15 protein-coding genes are annotated in these 14,882 nt (G+C 74.0%); 7 read left to right on the forward strand and 8 right to left on the reverse strand.

Annotated features, from left to right (window positions below; translation table 11 throughout):
• The first annotated feature begins 49 nt into the window (after positions 1-49).
• The 4 genes from tsaB to HDA31_RS02650 all read left to right on the forward strand — a co-directional run bounded on the left by tsaB (position 50) and on the right by HDA31_RS02650 (position 2,711).
• Positions 50-727 (forward strand): tRNA (adenosine(37)-N6)-threonylcarbamoyltransferase complex dimerization subunit type 1 TsaB, encoded by a 678-nt coding sequence (tsaB, locus tag HDA31_RS02635; protein ID WP_178066414.1) that lies wholly within the window; start codon positions 50-52, stop codon positions 725-727.
• Between the two features lie 169 nt (positions 728-896).
• The gene (gene rimI, locus HDA31_RS02640; protein ID WP_074472846.1) at positions 897-1,343 is read left to right on the forward strand and encodes a ribosomal protein S18-alanine N-acetyltransferase; all 447 of its coding nucleotides are present in this window, start codon (positions 897-899) and stop codon (positions 1,341-1,343) included.
• Between the two features lie 6 nt (positions 1,344-1,349).
• Positions 1,350-2,396 (forward strand): tRNA (adenosine(37)-N6)-threonylcarbamoyltransferase complex transferase subunit TsaD, encoded by a 1,047-nt coding sequence (gene tsaD / locus HDA31_RS02645; RefSeq protein WP_074472564.1) that lies wholly within the window; start codon positions 1,350-1,352, stop codon positions 2,394-2,396.
• 60 nt (positions 2,397-2,456) lie between these two features.
• Positions 2,457-2,711, forward strand: a complete 255-nt coding sequence (locus HDA31_RS02650) for a hypothetical protein (protein ID WP_043965635.1) — start codon at positions 2,457-2,459, stop codon at positions 2,709-2,711.
• A 95-nt stretch (positions 2,712-2,806) separates the two neighbouring features.
• Here the strand turns inward: HDA31_RS02650 and HDA31_RS02655 are convergent, their stop codons facing one another.
• From HDA31_RS02655 to HDA31_RS02690, 8 genes are all read right to left on the reverse strand, one after another.
• Positions 2,807-3,550: a DUF4142 domain-containing protein gene (locus HDA31_RS02655; RefSeq protein WP_074472565.1), complete on the reverse strand. Its 744-nt coding sequence runs from the start codon at positions 3,548-3,550 to the stop codon at positions 2,807-2,809.
• A gap of 166 nt (positions 3,551-3,716) precedes the next feature.
• Entirely contained in the window at positions 3,717-4,004 is a 288-nt protein-coding gene (locus HDA31_RS02660; protein WP_178066413.1) for a DUF1707 SHOCT-like domain-containing protein, read from the reverse strand.
• A 54-nt stretch (positions 4,005-4,058) separates the two neighbouring features.
• Positions 4,059-5,240, reverse strand: a complete 1,182-nt coding sequence (locus HDA31_RS02665; RefSeq protein ID WP_074472567.1) for an ROK family protein — start codon at positions 5,238-5,240, stop codon at positions 4,059-4,061.
• Positions 5,241-5,265: 25 nt separating this feature from the next.
• Entirely contained in the window at positions 5,266-6,525 is a 1,260-nt protein-coding gene (locus HDA31_RS02670) for a sugar ABC transporter permease (RefSeq protein WP_178066412.1), read from the reverse strand.
• Positions 6,522-7,343: an ATP-binding cassette domain-containing protein gene (locus HDA31_RS02675; RefSeq protein ID WP_178066411.1), complete on the reverse strand. Its 822-nt coding sequence runs from the start codon at positions 7,341-7,343 to the stop codon at positions 6,522-6,524. The genes HDA31_RS02670 and HDA31_RS02675 overlap by 4 nt, the downstream gene beginning before the upstream one ends.
• Before the next feature lie 118 nt (positions 7,344-7,461).
• On the reverse strand, positions 7,462-8,562 hold the full coding sequence (locus HDA31_RS02680) for a sugar ABC transporter substrate-binding protein (RefSeq protein ID WP_178066410.1): 1,101 nt from the start codon (positions 8,560-8,562) through the stop codon (positions 7,462-7,464).
• Between the two features lie 359 nt (positions 8,563-8,921).
• On the reverse strand, positions 8,922-9,401 hold the full coding sequence (ybaK, locus tag HDA31_RS02685) for a Cys-tRNA(Pro) deacylase (protein ID WP_178066409.1): 480 nt from the start codon (positions 9,399-9,401) through the stop codon (positions 8,922-8,924).
• 9 nt (positions 9,402-9,410) lie between these two features.
• On the reverse strand, positions 9,411-10,706 hold the full coding sequence (locus HDA31_RS02690) for a THUMP-like domain-containing protein (protein WP_178066408.1): 1,296 nt from the start codon (positions 10,704-10,706) through the stop codon (positions 9,411-9,413).
• A 349-nt stretch (positions 10,707-11,055) separates the two neighbouring features.
• Between HDA31_RS02690 and groES the strand changes: the two genes are divergently transcribed.
• From groES to HDA31_RS02705, 3 genes are all read left to right on the forward strand, one after another.
• Entirely contained in the window at positions 11,056-11,364 is a 309-nt protein-coding gene (gene groES, locus HDA31_RS02695) for a co-chaperone GroES (RefSeq protein WP_012015047.1), read from the forward strand.
• A 70-nt stretch (positions 11,365-11,434) separates the two neighbouring features.
• On the forward strand, positions 11,435-13,081 hold the full coding sequence (groL, locus tag HDA31_RS02700; RefSeq protein WP_178066407.1) for a chaperonin GroEL: 1,647 nt from the start codon (positions 11,435-11,437) through the stop codon (positions 13,079-13,081).
• A 178-nt stretch (positions 13,082-13,259) separates the two neighbouring features.
• Positions 13,260-14,882, forward strand: coding sequence for a molybdopterin-dependent oxidoreductase (locus HDA31_RS02705; protein ID WP_178066406.1), 1,623 nt, complete (start codon positions 13,260-13,262; stop codon positions 14,880-14,882).

The raw sequence follows: 14,882 nt of genomic DNA on the forward strand, positions 1-14,882 counted from the left end.
GGCGTGGGGGTGCGGGAGGGGCGGCGGGTGGGCGGTTAGGGTTGCGTTCGTGCTCGTACTGGTGGTGGACTCCTCGACCCCTGCGGTGACCGCGGCGCTGGTCGAGGTCACGGCGGACGGGGTGACGCCGCGCGCCCAGCGGCGCACCGTCGACGCCCGCGCGCACGGCGAACTGCTCGCCCCGCAGGTGCACGCCGTCCTCGCCGAGGTCGCCGCCCGCCCCGCCGACCTGACCGCGATCGTCGCCGGCCTCGGCCCCGGCCCGTTCACCGGGCTGCGGGTGGGGCTGGTCACCGCCGCCACCATGGCCCAGGTGCTCGGCGTCGCGGCGTACGGCGTGTGCTCGCTGGACGGGATCGGCCACCCGGCGGCGGCCGGCGGGCCGGTCCTGGCGGCGGCCGACGCCCGCCGCCGGGAGGTCTACTGGGCGGTGTACGACGGCGCGGGCCAGCGGATCGCCGGCCCCGACGTCGACACCCCGGCGGTCGTCGCGCAGCGCGCCCGCGACCTGGGGGCCACCGCCGCGGTCGGCGACGGCGCACACCGGTACGCCGACGTGCTCGGCCTGCCGCTGCGCGCCGAGCCCCGCTACCCGGACCCGACCGCGCTGGCCCTGCTCGCCGCCGAGCGGATCCGGGCCGGCACGCCCGGCGAGCCGCTCACCCCCCTGTACCTGCGCCGCCCCGACGCCGTGGCCGCCACCGCCCGCAAGCCGGTCCTGCCGTGAGCCGGCGGGACGCCGAGCGGATGGTCGCGCCTGCCGTGAGCCGGCGGGCCGCCGGGCGGGCGGGAGCGCCTGCCGTGAGCGGGCGGGCTGCCGGGCGGGCGGGAGCGCCTGCCGCGGGCGGGCGGGAGCGCCGGCGGTGAGCCGGCCGGAGCGGCCCGGCCCGGAGGGGATCCGGCTGGGCCGGTTCCGCTGGTGGCACGTCGACGACGTGCTCCCGATCGAGGCGGACCTGTTCGGGGCCGAACGGTGGTCACCGGCGATGTTCTGGAACGAGTTGGCCAACGGCCACTTCTACCTGGTCGCCACCCCGGCCGACGGGGACGCCGTGATCGGCTACGCCGGGCTGGCCGTCGCCGCGCCGGACGAGGCGTGGGTGCAGAACATCGCCGTCGCCCGGGACGCCCAGCGGCGCGGGGTGGGCCGGGCGCTGCTGGAGGCGCTGCTCGCCGAGGCGGCCCGCCGGGGCGTACGCAGCACGCTGCTGGAGGTGGCGGCGGACAACGGCCCCGCCCAGCGGCTCTACGCGACGTACGGCTTCGAGCCGATCGGCGTGCGCCGCGGCTACTACCAACCCAGCAACACCGACGCGCTGGTCATGCGGCGCGACCAGGACTGAGGAGCCATGGCCGACGCACCGCTCATCCTCGGCATCGAGACCTCCTGCGACGAGACCGGCATCGGCATCGTGCGCGGGCACACCCTGCTCGCGGACGCGCTGGCCTCCAGTGTCGCCGAGCACGCCCGGTTCGGCGGGGTGGTGCCCGAGGTGGCCAGCCGCGCCCACCTGGAGGCCATCGTGCCCACCATGGACCGGGCGCTGGCCGAGGCGGGGGTGACCATGGCCGACGTCGACGCCATCGCGGTGACGTCCGGCCCGGGGCTGGCCGGCGCGCTGCTGGTCGGCGTGGCCGCCGCGAAGGGGTACGCGCTGGCCGCCGAGAAGCCGGTGTACGGGGTGAACCACCTCGCCGCCCACGTCGCCGTGGACACTTTGGAGCACGGTCCGCTGCCCGAGCCGGCGATCGCCCTGCTGGTCTCCGGCGGGCACTCGTCCCTGCTGCTCGTCGACGACCTGGCCCGGGGGGTGACCCCGCTCGGCGCGACCATCGACGACGCCGCCGGTGAGGCGTTCGACAAGGTGGCCCGGCTGCTCGGCCTGCCGTTCCCCGGCGGCCCGTACATCGACCGGGAGGCCGCCGCCGGCGACCCGGCCGCGATCGGCTTCCCGCGCGGCCTCACCGCCGCCAAGGATCTCGCCGCCCACCGCTACGACTTCTCCTTCTCCGGCCTGAAGACGGCCGTGGCCCGCTGGGTGGAGGCCCGCCAGCGGGCCGGCGAGCCGGTGCCGGTGGCCGACGTGGCCGCGTCGTTCCAGGAGGCGGTCTGCGACGTGCTCACCGCCAAGGCGCTGGCCGCGTGCCAGGCGCACGGGGTGGACACGCTGGTGATCGGCGGGGGCGTGGCGGCGAACTCGCGGCTGCGGGTGCTGGCCGAGCACCGGGCGGCGAAGCTCGGCATCCGGGTGCGGGTGCCCCGGCCGAAGCTGTGCACCGACAACGGGGCGATGGTGGCCGCGCTGGGCTCGCACCTGGTCGCGGCGGGCGTCGCGCCCAGCCGGCTCGACCTGCCGGCCGACTCGGCCCTGCCGCTGACCACGGTCAGCGTGTGACGGCGAGGCCCGGCCCGGAGGCGCCGCCGGAGGCCCGACACGAGCGAGGGGAGTGACGACGTGATCGTACGGATGTGGGAGGCGCGGGCGGAGCCCTACGGCTTCGCCGACCTGATCACCTGGGTCTGCGACACGGCGCTGCCAGAGGTCGAGCACGACCCGCTGCACGTGTCCAGCGAGGTGTTCAGCTCCACCGATCACCGGGTGGTGGTGATCTCGAAGTGGCGCAGCAGCCCCCGGCCGCTGCCCGACCCGCCCGCGACGCTGCTGGCCCGGCCCCCGCACGCGTGGGACTTCACCGAGGTCGACCGCTGACGGCGCGCAAGGAAGGGCCCCCTGTTAACGCTTTCTGTTGCACAGGGGGCCCCTCCTAACCGCAGCAGCAGTGACAGCCCGCACCCCGGCTTCCGTCAGCTGCGGCGCAGGATGCGGTACGTGGCGATGCCGCCGGTGCCGAGCGCGGCGATGAAGACCAGCCACACCACCGTCGTGCTGACGCCGAGCCGGCCGCCGCTGCCGACGTTCGCGGCGGCCGCCGCGACCAGCGAGTCGCTCTGCGCCGGGGGGAGGGCGGCGGGCGGGAGCTGCTCCCAGCGGACCAGGCCGGTGCTCTCCAGCATCGCCATGTGGTCGGAGACGAAGTCGTTGGCCTCGTCGGCGAGCTTGCGGACGGTCGCGTCCCTGGTGCTGGCGCGCACCGCGCCGATGACGGGGAAGATCTTGCCGTGCGCCACCCGGAGCCGGGTCACGAAGATCTGGTCGAACCGGCCGCCGCTGGACTCCTGCATCTCCTTGAGCCACCCCTTCTGCTCGGCGGTGGCGTCCGAGGGCAGGGTCGCGCCGAGCTTGTTGGCGGCGTCCACGACGAGCTGGTCCAGCACCCCGTGCTGCCGGGAGATCTCCGCGCCGATCTCGCGCACCCGGGCCGACTGGCCCTTCTCGGCGGCCATCTCACCGGCCGGCATCTCCCACAGGCCGGCCAGCCGTACGCCGGCGAGCAGCGTCATGTCGGCGGCGTTGAGCTGGGCGTTGGCGGGTGCGGCGACGGCCACGCCGGGGAGCACCCCGAGCGCGGCGACGAAGGTGACCACCAGCGCCGCCATCCGGTGGGTCCGGTGCCCTGGCCGGCGACGTGCGGATCTGAGCGGTGCCATGGGTGCGGTGCCTCCTCGGTCCGGGCCGAACGCGTCCGTCCGGGCGGCCGGGTCCCCCGGGCCGCCCCTCCGGTCACTGGTACGGATCGTCGCCGCGATCAGTTCATCCGGATCCCGGAAGAGCGTCTCGCGAAATCCGACGGCGTGGATCCGCCGGCGGCGCGGGTCAGCGGGTGACGGCCATCAGCAGGCCGAGCAGGAGCAGCGTGGCGACGGCGACCGCGAAGACGACCAGCAGGTCGCGCCGGCCGTGCGCGGGCGAGGCGGGGAGGACCGGGTCGGCCGGCAGGTCCCGGGTCACCGCGGCCAGGTCGCCGAGGGTGCGGGCGGCCCAGGCGTCGGCGGCCCGCTCGGAGAACTCGTCCAGGGTGAGCCGGCCCGCCGAGGCGTGCCGTTGCAGGTCGGCGACCACCCGGTGCCGGTCGTCGTCGGAGGCGCGCAGCTCGACGTCCACGCCGGACAGCGTACGCAGCCGCGCCCGGTCGCGGCACGCCCGCGCGGCGGGCGGTCAGGCCGCGTCGAGGGGGTCGGCGAGCAGCCGCTCGAACGCCAGCTCCGCCGCGCCGATCAGCGCCGCGTCGTCGCCGAGCTTCGGGGTACGCAGCCGCACGTGCTCCAGGCAGGCCGGCAGCCCGATCGAGTTGAGCCGGCTGCGCACCTGGGCCGCCGCGGCGAGGTAGAGGTCCCGCATCGCGCCGCCGAAGATGACCATCTCGGGGTTGAAGATGTTGACCAGGTTGGCCACGCCGAAGCCGAGCCAGTCGCCGGCCTGCCGTACCGCCGTCTGGGCCCGCGCGTCGCCCCGGTCGGCGGCCTCGAAGACGGCCAGCACCGCGTCGGGCCCCCGGGCGTCGGAGCGGCCGGCGGCCCGCAGCAGCCCGTGCTCGCCGATCTCGGTCTCCCAGCAGCCCCGCGAGCCGCACTCGCAGGGCTGGCCGTCGCGCACCACCACCATGTGCCCGACCTCGCCGCTGTACCCGCCGTGCCCGGTCAGCCGCCGGCCGCCGGCGATGATGCCGGCGCCGACGCCGACGTCCCCGTACAGGTAGATGACGTTGTCGCAGCCGGCGGCGACGCCCCGGGCGTGCTCGGCGAACGCCGCCACGTCGGCCACGTTGCCGACGGTGATCGGCACGTCGATGCCCAGCTCGGCGGCGAGGGCCGCGCCGATCGGCTCGTCGACCCAGCCGGTGGTCGGGCTGAGCCGGACCAGGCCGTCGTCGCGGCGGACCATGCCGCAGACCGCCACCCCGGCCCCGACGCAGACCGCGTCGGCGGCGACGGACTGGTGCATCTCCTTGACCGCGCCGGCCAGCAGCGGCGCGGCCTCCCCGGCCACCAGGTTGCGGGGCCGGTCGACCTCCCGGCGGTCGAGCACCGCGCCGCCCAGGCCGATCCGTGCGGCCCGCAGCCGGTCCACCTCCACGCTGTACGCGTACGCGTAGACGCGTTCCGACTCGGGCCGGACGACCAGCGACGGTCGTCCGGCCCGGCCGGTCTCCTTCGGCGCCCCCTCGCTGACCAGCCCGGCGCCGGCCAGGTCGGCGGTCAGCGCGCCGATGGTGCTCCGGTTGAGCCCGAGGGTGGTGGTCAGCTCGGCGCGGGTCGTCGCGCCGTGGACGTGCACGTAGCGCAGCAGGGCACCGAGGTTCTGCCGACGGATCTCGTCCTGGCTCGGTCCCACGCGCATCGCTACCGGTGCTTCCGTGCGGGTGTCAACGGTTGCCGGTGGCCGCCGACCGGCGGCGGGACAGCGCGTCCACGCTCGCGGCGAGCAGCAGTACCACGCCCGTGACCACGTACTTGACCCCCGAGCTGTAGCCCATCAGACCCATGCCGTTGTCGATCACGGCGACCACCGCGCCGCCGAGCACGGCGTCGAGCACCCGGCCCTTGCCCCCGAAGAGGCTGGTGCCGCCGATCACCGCCGCGCCCACGGCGTAGAGCAGCACATTACTGCCACCCGTGTTGGGGTCCACCGAGTTGGCCCTGCTCGCCGCCACGATGCCGCCGATCGCGGCCATCGAGGAGCAGATGACGAAGACCGAGATGCGGATCCGGTCGACGTTGATGCCGGCGCGGCGGGCCGCCTCCTTGTTGCCGCCGACCGCGTAGACGTGCCGGCCGTAGCTGGTGCGCTGGAGCACGAACGTCCAGGCGATCAGCAGCACCGCGATGATCGGCACCACGATCGGCACGCCCTTGAGCGAGGTGATCAGGACGTTGCGGCTGCGCTCCAGGTTGAGCACGTACACGGCGACGCCGAGGATGACCGCCAGCACGCCGACCCGGGCGGCCACGACGGCCAGCGGGTCGGTGACGAGCCCCCGGGCGGAGCGGTTGCGGTGCCGCACGAGCTGCACCGCCGCGTAGCCGGCGACGGCGACGGCGGCCAGCACCCAGCCGATCGCGGGCGGGAGGTTGCGGTTGGCGATCGCCACCAGCGTGTCGTCGCGTACCGAGATGTTGGCGCCCTCCTTCATCAGCATCAGCACGATGCCCTGGAAGGCGAGGAAGCCGGCGAGGGTGACCACGAACGACGGGATGCCGACCTTCGCGACCAGGAAGCCCAGCGTGGTGCCGATGAGCAGGCCGGTCACGAGGGCGGCGAGCACCGCCACCCACCAGGGGTAGCCGAGCACGGTGACGATGTTGGCGAGGACGGCCGCGCAGACGCCGCTGGCGAAGCCGGCGGAGAGGTCGATCTCGCCGAGCAGCAGGACGAAGACCAGTCCCATCGCGATCAGCGTGACCGCCGCGCCCTGGGTGAACAGGTTGGCGAAGTTGCCGGCGGACAGGAACGACGGGCGCATGATCGCGAAGACCGTGCAGAGCACGATCAGGCCGAGCACGGCGGGCAGGGCGCCGATGTCGCCGCCGCGTACCCGGCTGACGTAGTTGCTCAGGTGGCCGCCGACGGTGACGGGCGGGGTGACCGCCGCCGGCCCTTCCTTCTTCACGGCGGTGGTGGTCATCGGAGGGCTCCCGGGGTCGTGCCGACGGCCGCGCCGCCGGTGCCGTTGCCACCCGCCGGGTCGGCGGCGAGCCCGAGGGCGCCGGAGCGGCCGGCGGTGATCAGCTCGACGATCTGCGAGTGGGTGATGTCGGTGGTCTTCACCTGGGCCACCATCTGGCCGAGGTAGAGCGCGGCGATCCGGTCGGAGACCGCGAAGACGTCGTTCATGTTGTGCGAGATGAGCACGACGGCGAGGCCGCTGTCGGCGAGCCGGCGGACCAGCTCCAGCACCTGGGCGGTCTGCGCGACGCCCAGCGCGGCGGTCGGCTCGTCGAGGATGACCAGCCGGCTGTTCCACAGCACCGCCTTGGCGATGGCGACGGTCTGCCGCTGGCCGCCGGAGAGGCTGGAGACGTGCTGGCGCAGCGACTTCACCGTCCGGACGCTCAGCCCGGCGAGGGTCTCGGCGGCCATCTGCTCCATGGTCGGCTCGTCGAGGACGATGCCGGTGCGCTTCTCCCGGCCGAGGAACATGTTCTGCACGATGTCGAGGTTGTCGCAGAGCGCGAGGTCCTGGTAGACGACCTCGATGCCCAGGGCGGCGGCGTCGCGGGGGCTGCTGATGCCGACCGGGCGGCCCTCGAAGAGGAACTCGCCGGAGTCGACGGGGTGGATGCCGCTGATGCACTTCACCAGGGTCGACTTGCCGGCGCCGTTGTCGCCGACCAGCGCGGTGACCTCGCCGGGGTGGACGGTGAGGGCGACGTCGCGCAGCACCTGGACGGGACCGAAGCTCTTGTCGATCCCTCGTAGTTCCAGCAGGGGGGTTGCGGACACAAGGGTCTCCTAATGCACGGAGGGGAGATCGCGGAGCCCGTCCGGCGCGGGCCGCCGCCCGGCACGGGGTCACCGTGCCGGGCGGCGTCGCCTGGCGGGTACGACGGTCGCGTACGGGTCAGCTGATGCCGGCTTCGGTGCAGAACTTGGCGTAGGCGGCGGTGCAGAGCTCTTCCTTGGTGACGAAGCCGTCGGCGACGACGTCCTTGACGTTGTCCTTGTAGATGGCCTTCGGCTCCAGCAGCACGGCCGGGACGTCCCGGTTGCCCTCGACGTCCTTGACGGTCTGCCCGGTGTCCTTCCTCTCGCCCTTGGCGACCGCGATGGCCAGCTCGGCGGCGGCGTCCGCCTCCTTCTTGACGGCCTTGTAGACGGTCATGCACTGGTCGCCGGCGAGGATGTTCTGGAGGCCCTGCACGGTGGCGTCCTGCCCGGTCACCGGGACCTTGCCGTTGAGCTTGTTCTTCTTCAGCACGGAGATGGCGGCGTTGCCGAGGCCGTCGTTCGCGGCCAGCACTCCGTCGATCTTGCCGCTGGCCTTGGTGTACTGCTGCTCGAAGATCGTGGCGGCCTGCGTGCTGTCCCAGTCCGGCACCGAGTCGTCGGCGACCTTGGTGTACTCCTTCGAGTCGAACTTCGGCTTGAGCACCGAGTCGTACCCGTTCTTGAACAGGGTCGCGTTGTTGTCGGTCGGCGAGCCGTTGAGGTAGGCGATCGCCGGGTTCTTGACGCCCTTGTCGGTCAGGCACTTGGCCAGACCCTCGCCCTGGAGCTTGCCGACGGCCTCGTTGTCGAAGCTGACGTAGTACTGCGCGGAGCCGCCCAGCGTGAGCCGGTCGTAGTCGATCGTGGCGACGCCCTGCGACTTGGCCTTGTCGAGCACGGCCTTGCCGGTGCCCGAGTCCAGGTTGACGATCATCAGGGTGGTCACCCCGTTGGTGATCATCTGGTCCGCGATGGTCTGGAACGCGGTCTTGTCGCCCTGCGCGTTCTGGATGTCGTACTCGACGTTCGCGGTCTTGAACGCGGCCTCCAGGAACTTGCGGTCGGCGCCCTCCCAGCGGGCGGAGGACTTGCTGTCCGGCAGGATCACGCCGATCTTCGGCTTCTTGGCGGAGGAGCCGGCCTGGTCGCCGCTGTCGGAGTTCTCGCCGCAGGCGGCCATGCTGCCGGCGGCCAGCAGGCCCACGGCGGCGAAGGTGAGGAAGCCCTTGCGCATCTGCACGGGTCCTTTCGGGGTGGGGGAGCGGGAGTGGGGCGGTGTTTTGTTGTGTCCGGCAACGTATTGCGCGCCGCGCCGCCCCCACAAGACCACCGAGGTCAGAAGTTTGTTGGCGGCGGTAACAATTCAGCAACGTGAACGACACTCCGCCCTAACCGCCCCGAAAGCGGGCAGACCGAGGAGCCGCGCCCGGGCGCGGCGATCATGAGAGTTGCCGATGTCGCCGGCCGCCAAACCTGCCGCCGGCCGACACCTCGGCTCGGGGGTGCCGGCTCGGGGCGCCGGGCTCGGGATGCCGGCCCGGAATGTCGGGCTCGGGCGTCGGCCCGGGATGCCGCTCGGCGCGCGGCGTCGGGTCAGCCGGCGGCGATGGGGGCGGCGGTGGCGTCGGTGAGGGCGACCAGGTCGGCCGGGGCGAGCTGGAGCTGGAGGCCGCGCCGGCCCGCCGAGACGTACACGGTGTCGTGGGCCAGCGCGGAGGCGTCCAGCACCGTGGGCAGCCGCTTGCGCTGGCCGAGCGGGCTGATCCCACCGCGCACGTACCCGGTGGCCCGCTCCGCGACCGTCCGGTCGGCCATCGTCGCCCGCTTGCCGCCGAGCGCGGCGGCGAGCGCCTTGAGGTCCAGCTCGCCGGTCACCGGCACCACCGCCACCGCGAGCGCGCCGTCGACCTCGGTGACGAGGGACTTGAACACCCGCTCCGGCGGCACGCCCAGGGCCGCCGCGACGAGCGCGCCGTAGTTCGGCGCGTCCGGCGACACGTCGTACGGGTGGGTGCTGTGCCGGATCTTCCGCTTCGTCAGCAGCGCCGTCGCCGGAGTCCCCTGTCCCGCCATGCCGACAAGCTAGCCGGCCGCCGCCTCCTGATCCAGCGGATCCGGCACCGGACGGCAGACCAGCACGGTCGGCGCGCCGGCCACCCGGGTCAGCACCAGGCTCGCCGCCTCCGGGCCGGCCAGCCGCAGGTCGCGCCGCAGCCGCTCCGGCTCCAGCGCCGAGCCGCGCTTGAGGATCTCCACCCGGCCCACCCTGCGCTCGCGCAGCAGGGCGCGCAGCCGCTTCAGCGAGAACGGCAGCACGTCGGTGACCTCCAGGCAGCGGGCGAAGGGCGTCGCGCCGGGAGCGTCGGCGTACAGGTAGGCGATGGTCGGGTCGGCGAGCGTGGCGTCCAGCTCGCCGGCCAGCTCCGCCACGAGGTGCGCGCGGACGACGGCCGGGTCGGGGTCGTGGACGTACCGCCGGACGGGACCGACGGTGGCCTCTTCCGCGCCGGAGCCGGTGAGCTGATGGCAGGCGGGCTGGCGGCCGGCGGGGTGATCGCAGGGGGTGGGGTGATTGCAGGGGGCCCCTGCTATACAAAAAGCGTTAACAGGGGGCCCCTCCTTCAGCGCGGTGGCGCGGCGGGGGACCTCGGCGAGGCGGCCGCACCACAGGGCGGCCTCGACCAGGTCGCCGCCGACGCTCACCCACTCCGCCTCCGCGCCCGCCGGGATCAGCGCGTGGTCGAGCCCCGGGGCCACCTTCACCACCGTGTGCGGCACCCGTTCGGCCAGCGCGGTGACGAAGTCCCACGGCGGCGAGTAGGCGTTCGGGTCGAAGATCCGCCGGCCGGTGCCGGCCCTGCGCCGCGCCGGGTCGCAGAACGCCGCGTCGACGGAGGACACGTCGAACGCCGTGGCGTCGCCGCACTCCACCGTGAACTCCCCGGCCAGCCCGGCTGCCTCGGCGTTCGCGGCGGCCATCGCGGCGGTGACCGGGTCGGCCTCCACCCCGTACACCCGGATGCCGGCGCGGGCGGCGGCGAGCGCGTCGGCGCCGAGGCCGCAGCCCAGGTCGGCCAGGGTGCGCACCCCGGCGGCGCGCAGCCGGTCGGCCCGCCGGGCCGCGACGACCCCCCGGGTCGCCTGCTCCAGGCCGGCGCGGGTGAGGAACATGCCGGCCGCCGCCGGCCCGAACTTGCCGACCGCCCGGCGGCGCAGCTCGGCCTGGGTGAGCGCGGCGGCGGCCAGCCCGGCGGGCACCCCGGCCGAGCGGAGCGCGGCCGCCGCGGCCAGCGGGTCGCCGCCGGCCACCTCGGTCGCCGCGGCGAGCGCGGCCGACCCCTCGGGGGTACGCAGGGCGGCGAGCTGATCGAGATCCACGCGCCCATTGTCGGGCCCGGGCGGCGGCCGGCCGGCGGCGGTGGCGGCGGTGCCGGAGGTTGGCGGGGTCCGGGGCCCGTGCCGGCGGCGTGTCGAGGTGACGGGTGGCGGAACTGTGGCGACACGACGGGCGACGCGTTGGCACTCTCCTTGACGGAGTGCTAGCCACGGCCTAACCTGCGATTAGCACTCTCCCATCGAGGGTGCCAGCTTCCGGGCCCCGCGCCCGGGGGTGACGCCAGGCGGACCGGCACCCGCGACGACGGCCCCGCCCGGTGGCATGTGGCAGATTGACGCTGGTCGGCCCCGCCGTCCGGCAACGAAACCAGTACCCCAGGAGGGTATGCCCGTGACTACCGCGACCAAGGTTGCGATCAAGCCGCTCGAGGACCGCATCGTGGTCCAGGCGAACGAGGCTGAGACCACCACGGCGTCGGGCATCGTGATCCCCGACACCGCCAAGGAGAAGCCGCAGGAGGGCACCGTCCTCGCTGTCGGCCCGGGCCGGATCGACGACAAGGGCAACCGCGTGCCGATCGACGTCAAGGTCGGCGACACCGTCCTCTACTCGAAGTACGGCGGCACCGAGGTCAAGTACGCCGGCGAGGAGTACCTGGTGCTCTCCGCCCGCGACGTCCTCGCGGTCATCGAGAAGTAAGCAACCGATCCGCGTCACTGCCCCGGTCCGGCTCGCCGGGCCGGGGCAGTGACGCTTCGAAGGGATACAGATGGCGAAGATCCTGAGCTTCTCGGACGACGCCCGGCACCTGCTGGAGCACGGTGTCAACGCCCTCGCGGACGCGGTCAAGGTCACTCTCGGCCCGCGCGGGCGCAACGTCGTCCTGGACAAGAAATTCGGTGCGCCCACGATCACCAACGACGGCGTGACCATCGCCAAGGAGATCGAGCTCACCAACCCGTACGAGAACCTCGGCGCGCAGCTGGTCAAGGAGGTGGCGACCAAGACCAACGACGTCGCCGGCGACGGGACCACCACCGCGACCGTGCTGGCCCAGGCGATGGTCCGCGAGGGCCTGCGCAACGTGGCCGCCGGAGCCAACCCGTCCGGCCTCAAGCGGGGCGTCGACGCGGCGGCGACGAAGGTCTCCGAGGCGCTGCTCGACCGGGCCGTCGAGGTCGCCGGCAAGGAGTCGATCGCGCACGTGGCGACGATCTCCGCGCAGGACGCCACCATCGGCGACCTGATCGCCGAGGCGATGGAGCGGGTCGGCCGCGACGGCGTCATCACCGTCGAGGAGGGCTCGGCGCTCACCACCGAGCTCAACGTGACCGAGGGCCTCCAGTTCGACAAGGGCTTCATCTCCCCCAACTTCGTCACCGACGCGGAGGGCCAGGAGGCGGTCCTGGAGGACCCGTACATCCTGATCACCACGCAGAAGATCTCGGCGATCGAGGAGCTGCTGCCGCTGCTGGAGAAGGTCCTCCAGAACAACCAGCCGCTGCTGATCGTCGCCGAGGACGTCGAGGGCCAGGCCCTGTCCACCCTCATGGTCAACGCGATCCGCAAGACCATCAAGGTCTGCGCGGTCAAGGCCCCGGGCTTCGGCGACCGCCGCAAGGCGATGCTCCAGGACATGGCGATCCTCACCGGCTCCGAGCTGGTCGCCCCGGAGCTGGGCTACAAGCTCGACCAGGTCGGCCTGGAGGTGCTCGGCACCGCCCGGCGGGTCGTGGTCGACAAGGAGACCACCACCGTCGTCGACGGCGGCGGCAAGGCCAACGAGGTCGCCGACCGGGTCGCCCAGATCCGCAAGGAGATCGAGGCCTCGGACTCCGACTGGGACCGGGAGAAGCTGGCCGAGCGGCTGGCGAAGCTCTCCGGCGGCGTCGCGGTCATCAAGGTGGGCGCGGCGACCGAGGTCGAGATGAAGGAGCGCAAGCACCGCATCGAGGACGCCATCGCCGCGACGAAGGCCGCCGTCGAGGAGGGCACGGTCCCGGGCGGCGGCGCCGCCCTGGCGCAGATCCTGTCGGTGCTCGACGACGACCTCGGCTTCACCGGTGACGAGAAGACCGGCGTCTCGATCGTGCGCAAGTCGCTCGTCGAGCCGCTGCGCTGGATCGCCCAGAACGCCGGCCACGACGGCTACGTGGTGGTGCAGAAGGTCGCCGGCAGCCAGTGGGGCCACGGCCTCGACGCGGCCGTCGGCGACTACGTCGACCTGGTCAAGTCCGGCATCATCGACCCGGTGAAGGTGACCCGCAACGCCGTCACCAACGCCGCCTCGATCGCCGGCCTGCTGCTCACCACCGAGAGCCTGGTGGTGGAGAAGCCGGAGAAGGCCGAGCCGGCCGCCGCCGGTGGCCACGGCCACTCGCACGGCCACGGCCACCAGCACGGCCCCGGTTTCTGACCCACCCGGGTCCGACCCAGCCGCACCACTGTCAAGGCACGCCGGCTCCCCACGGCGTGCCTTGACGCTTGTCCGCCCCGTGTCCCGGCCGCCCGTCCCGGGTCCGGAGCACGGGGCGGTTGCTTACGGAACGCTGACGTGCCTGTCGCGTCCCCGGCCGATCGGAAACACTGGGCGGATGGGCACCATCTCGCGCGGGTACGCCGCGCTGGCCGGGATCACCGCCGCCGCCGTGGCGATCGGCGCCGCCGAACCGGTGGCGGTGCTGACCGGCCCCCGGTCGGCCCCGCTGGTCGCGGTCGGCGGGCTGGTCGTCGACACCGTCCCCGAACCGGTCAAGCAGTTCGGCATCGCGGTCTTCGGCACGTACGACAAGATCGCTCTGCTGGTCGGGACGGCGCTGCTGCTGGCCGGCTTCGCGGCGCTGCTCGGCGTCCTCGCCGCGCGCCGGCTGTGGTTCGGCCTGGCGGGCATCGGGGCGTTCGCGGCCCTCGGGGTGGCCGCCGCGCTGACCCGGGCCGGCGCGGACGCCACCGACGCGCTGCCGGCGCTGGCCGGGGCGGCCCTCGGCGCGCTGACGCTCTGGCTCCTGCTGGCCGGCCCCCTGCACCCCGACCCCTGGCCGTGGACCCCGCCCACCGCCGCCGCCGGCAAGGAAGGGCCCCTTGTTAACACCCCCCTGTTAACAAGGGGCCCTTCCTTGCGCCCCGAGCGCCCCGAGCGCCCCGAGCGCGCGGAGGGGCGGCGGCGGTTCCTGACCGGCGTCGGCGCGCTGGCCGGCGCGGCCGTCGTGACCGGGCTGGGCGGGCACTGGCTGGCCGGGCGGCGCGGGGTGGCGGAGGCCCGGCAGGCGGTCGCCCTGCCCGCGCCGGCCTCGCCCGCGCCGCCGGTGCCGGCCGGCGCGGATCTCTCCCTCACCCAGCTCGCCCCCTACGTCAGCCCGACGTCCGGGTTCTACCGCATCGACACCGCGCTGGTGGTGCCCCAGGTGGACCCGGACACCTGGCGGTTGCGCATCCACGGCCGGGTGCGCAACCCGATCGAGCTGACCTTCGCCGACCTGCTGGCCCGCCCCATGGTCGAGCGGTACGTCACCCTGGCCTGCGTGTCGAACGAGGTAGGCGGGGACCTGATCGGCAACGCCCGCTGGCTGGGGGTGCCGATCCGGGAGCTGCTCGACGAGGCGCAGCCGGAGGAGGGCGCGGACCAGGTCGTCGGGCGCTCGGTCGACGGCTGGACGTGCGGCACCCCGACGGCGGCGCTGCGCGACGGCCGCGACGCCCTGCTCGCGGTGGGGATGAACGGCGAGCCGCTGCCGGTGGAGCACGGCTTCCCCGTCCGCATGGTGGTGCCCGGCCTCTACGGCTACGTCTCCGCCTGCAAGTGGGTGACCGAGCTGGAGCTGACCAGCTTCGCCGACTTCGACGCGTACTGGGTGCCCCGGGGCTGGTCGGCGCAGGGGCCGATCAAGACGCAGTCACGGATCGACACGCCCCGCCCGCGCAACCGGCTCACCGCCGGCCCGGTCATGGTCGCCGGGGTGGCCTGGGCGCAGCACCGGGGCATCCGCCGGGTCGAGGTACGCGTCGACGACGGCCCGTGGCGGGAGGCGACGCTCGCCCCGACGGTGTCGGTGGACACCTGGGTGCAGTGGTCCTGGCAGTGGACGGCCACCCCCGGCGAGCACACCCTCCAGGTGCGGGCCACCGACGCCGACGGCGAGACGCAGACCGAGCGCCGGCAGCGGGTCGACCCGGACGGCGCGACGGGCTGGCACACCGTCCGGGTCACCGTGCGCTGA

Origin of the sequence: Micromonospora carbonacea (assembly GCF_014205165.1) — a bacterium.
Classification (GTDB): Bacteria; Actinomycetota; Actinomycetes; order Mycobacteriales; family Micromonosporaceae; genus Micromonospora; species Micromonospora carbonacea.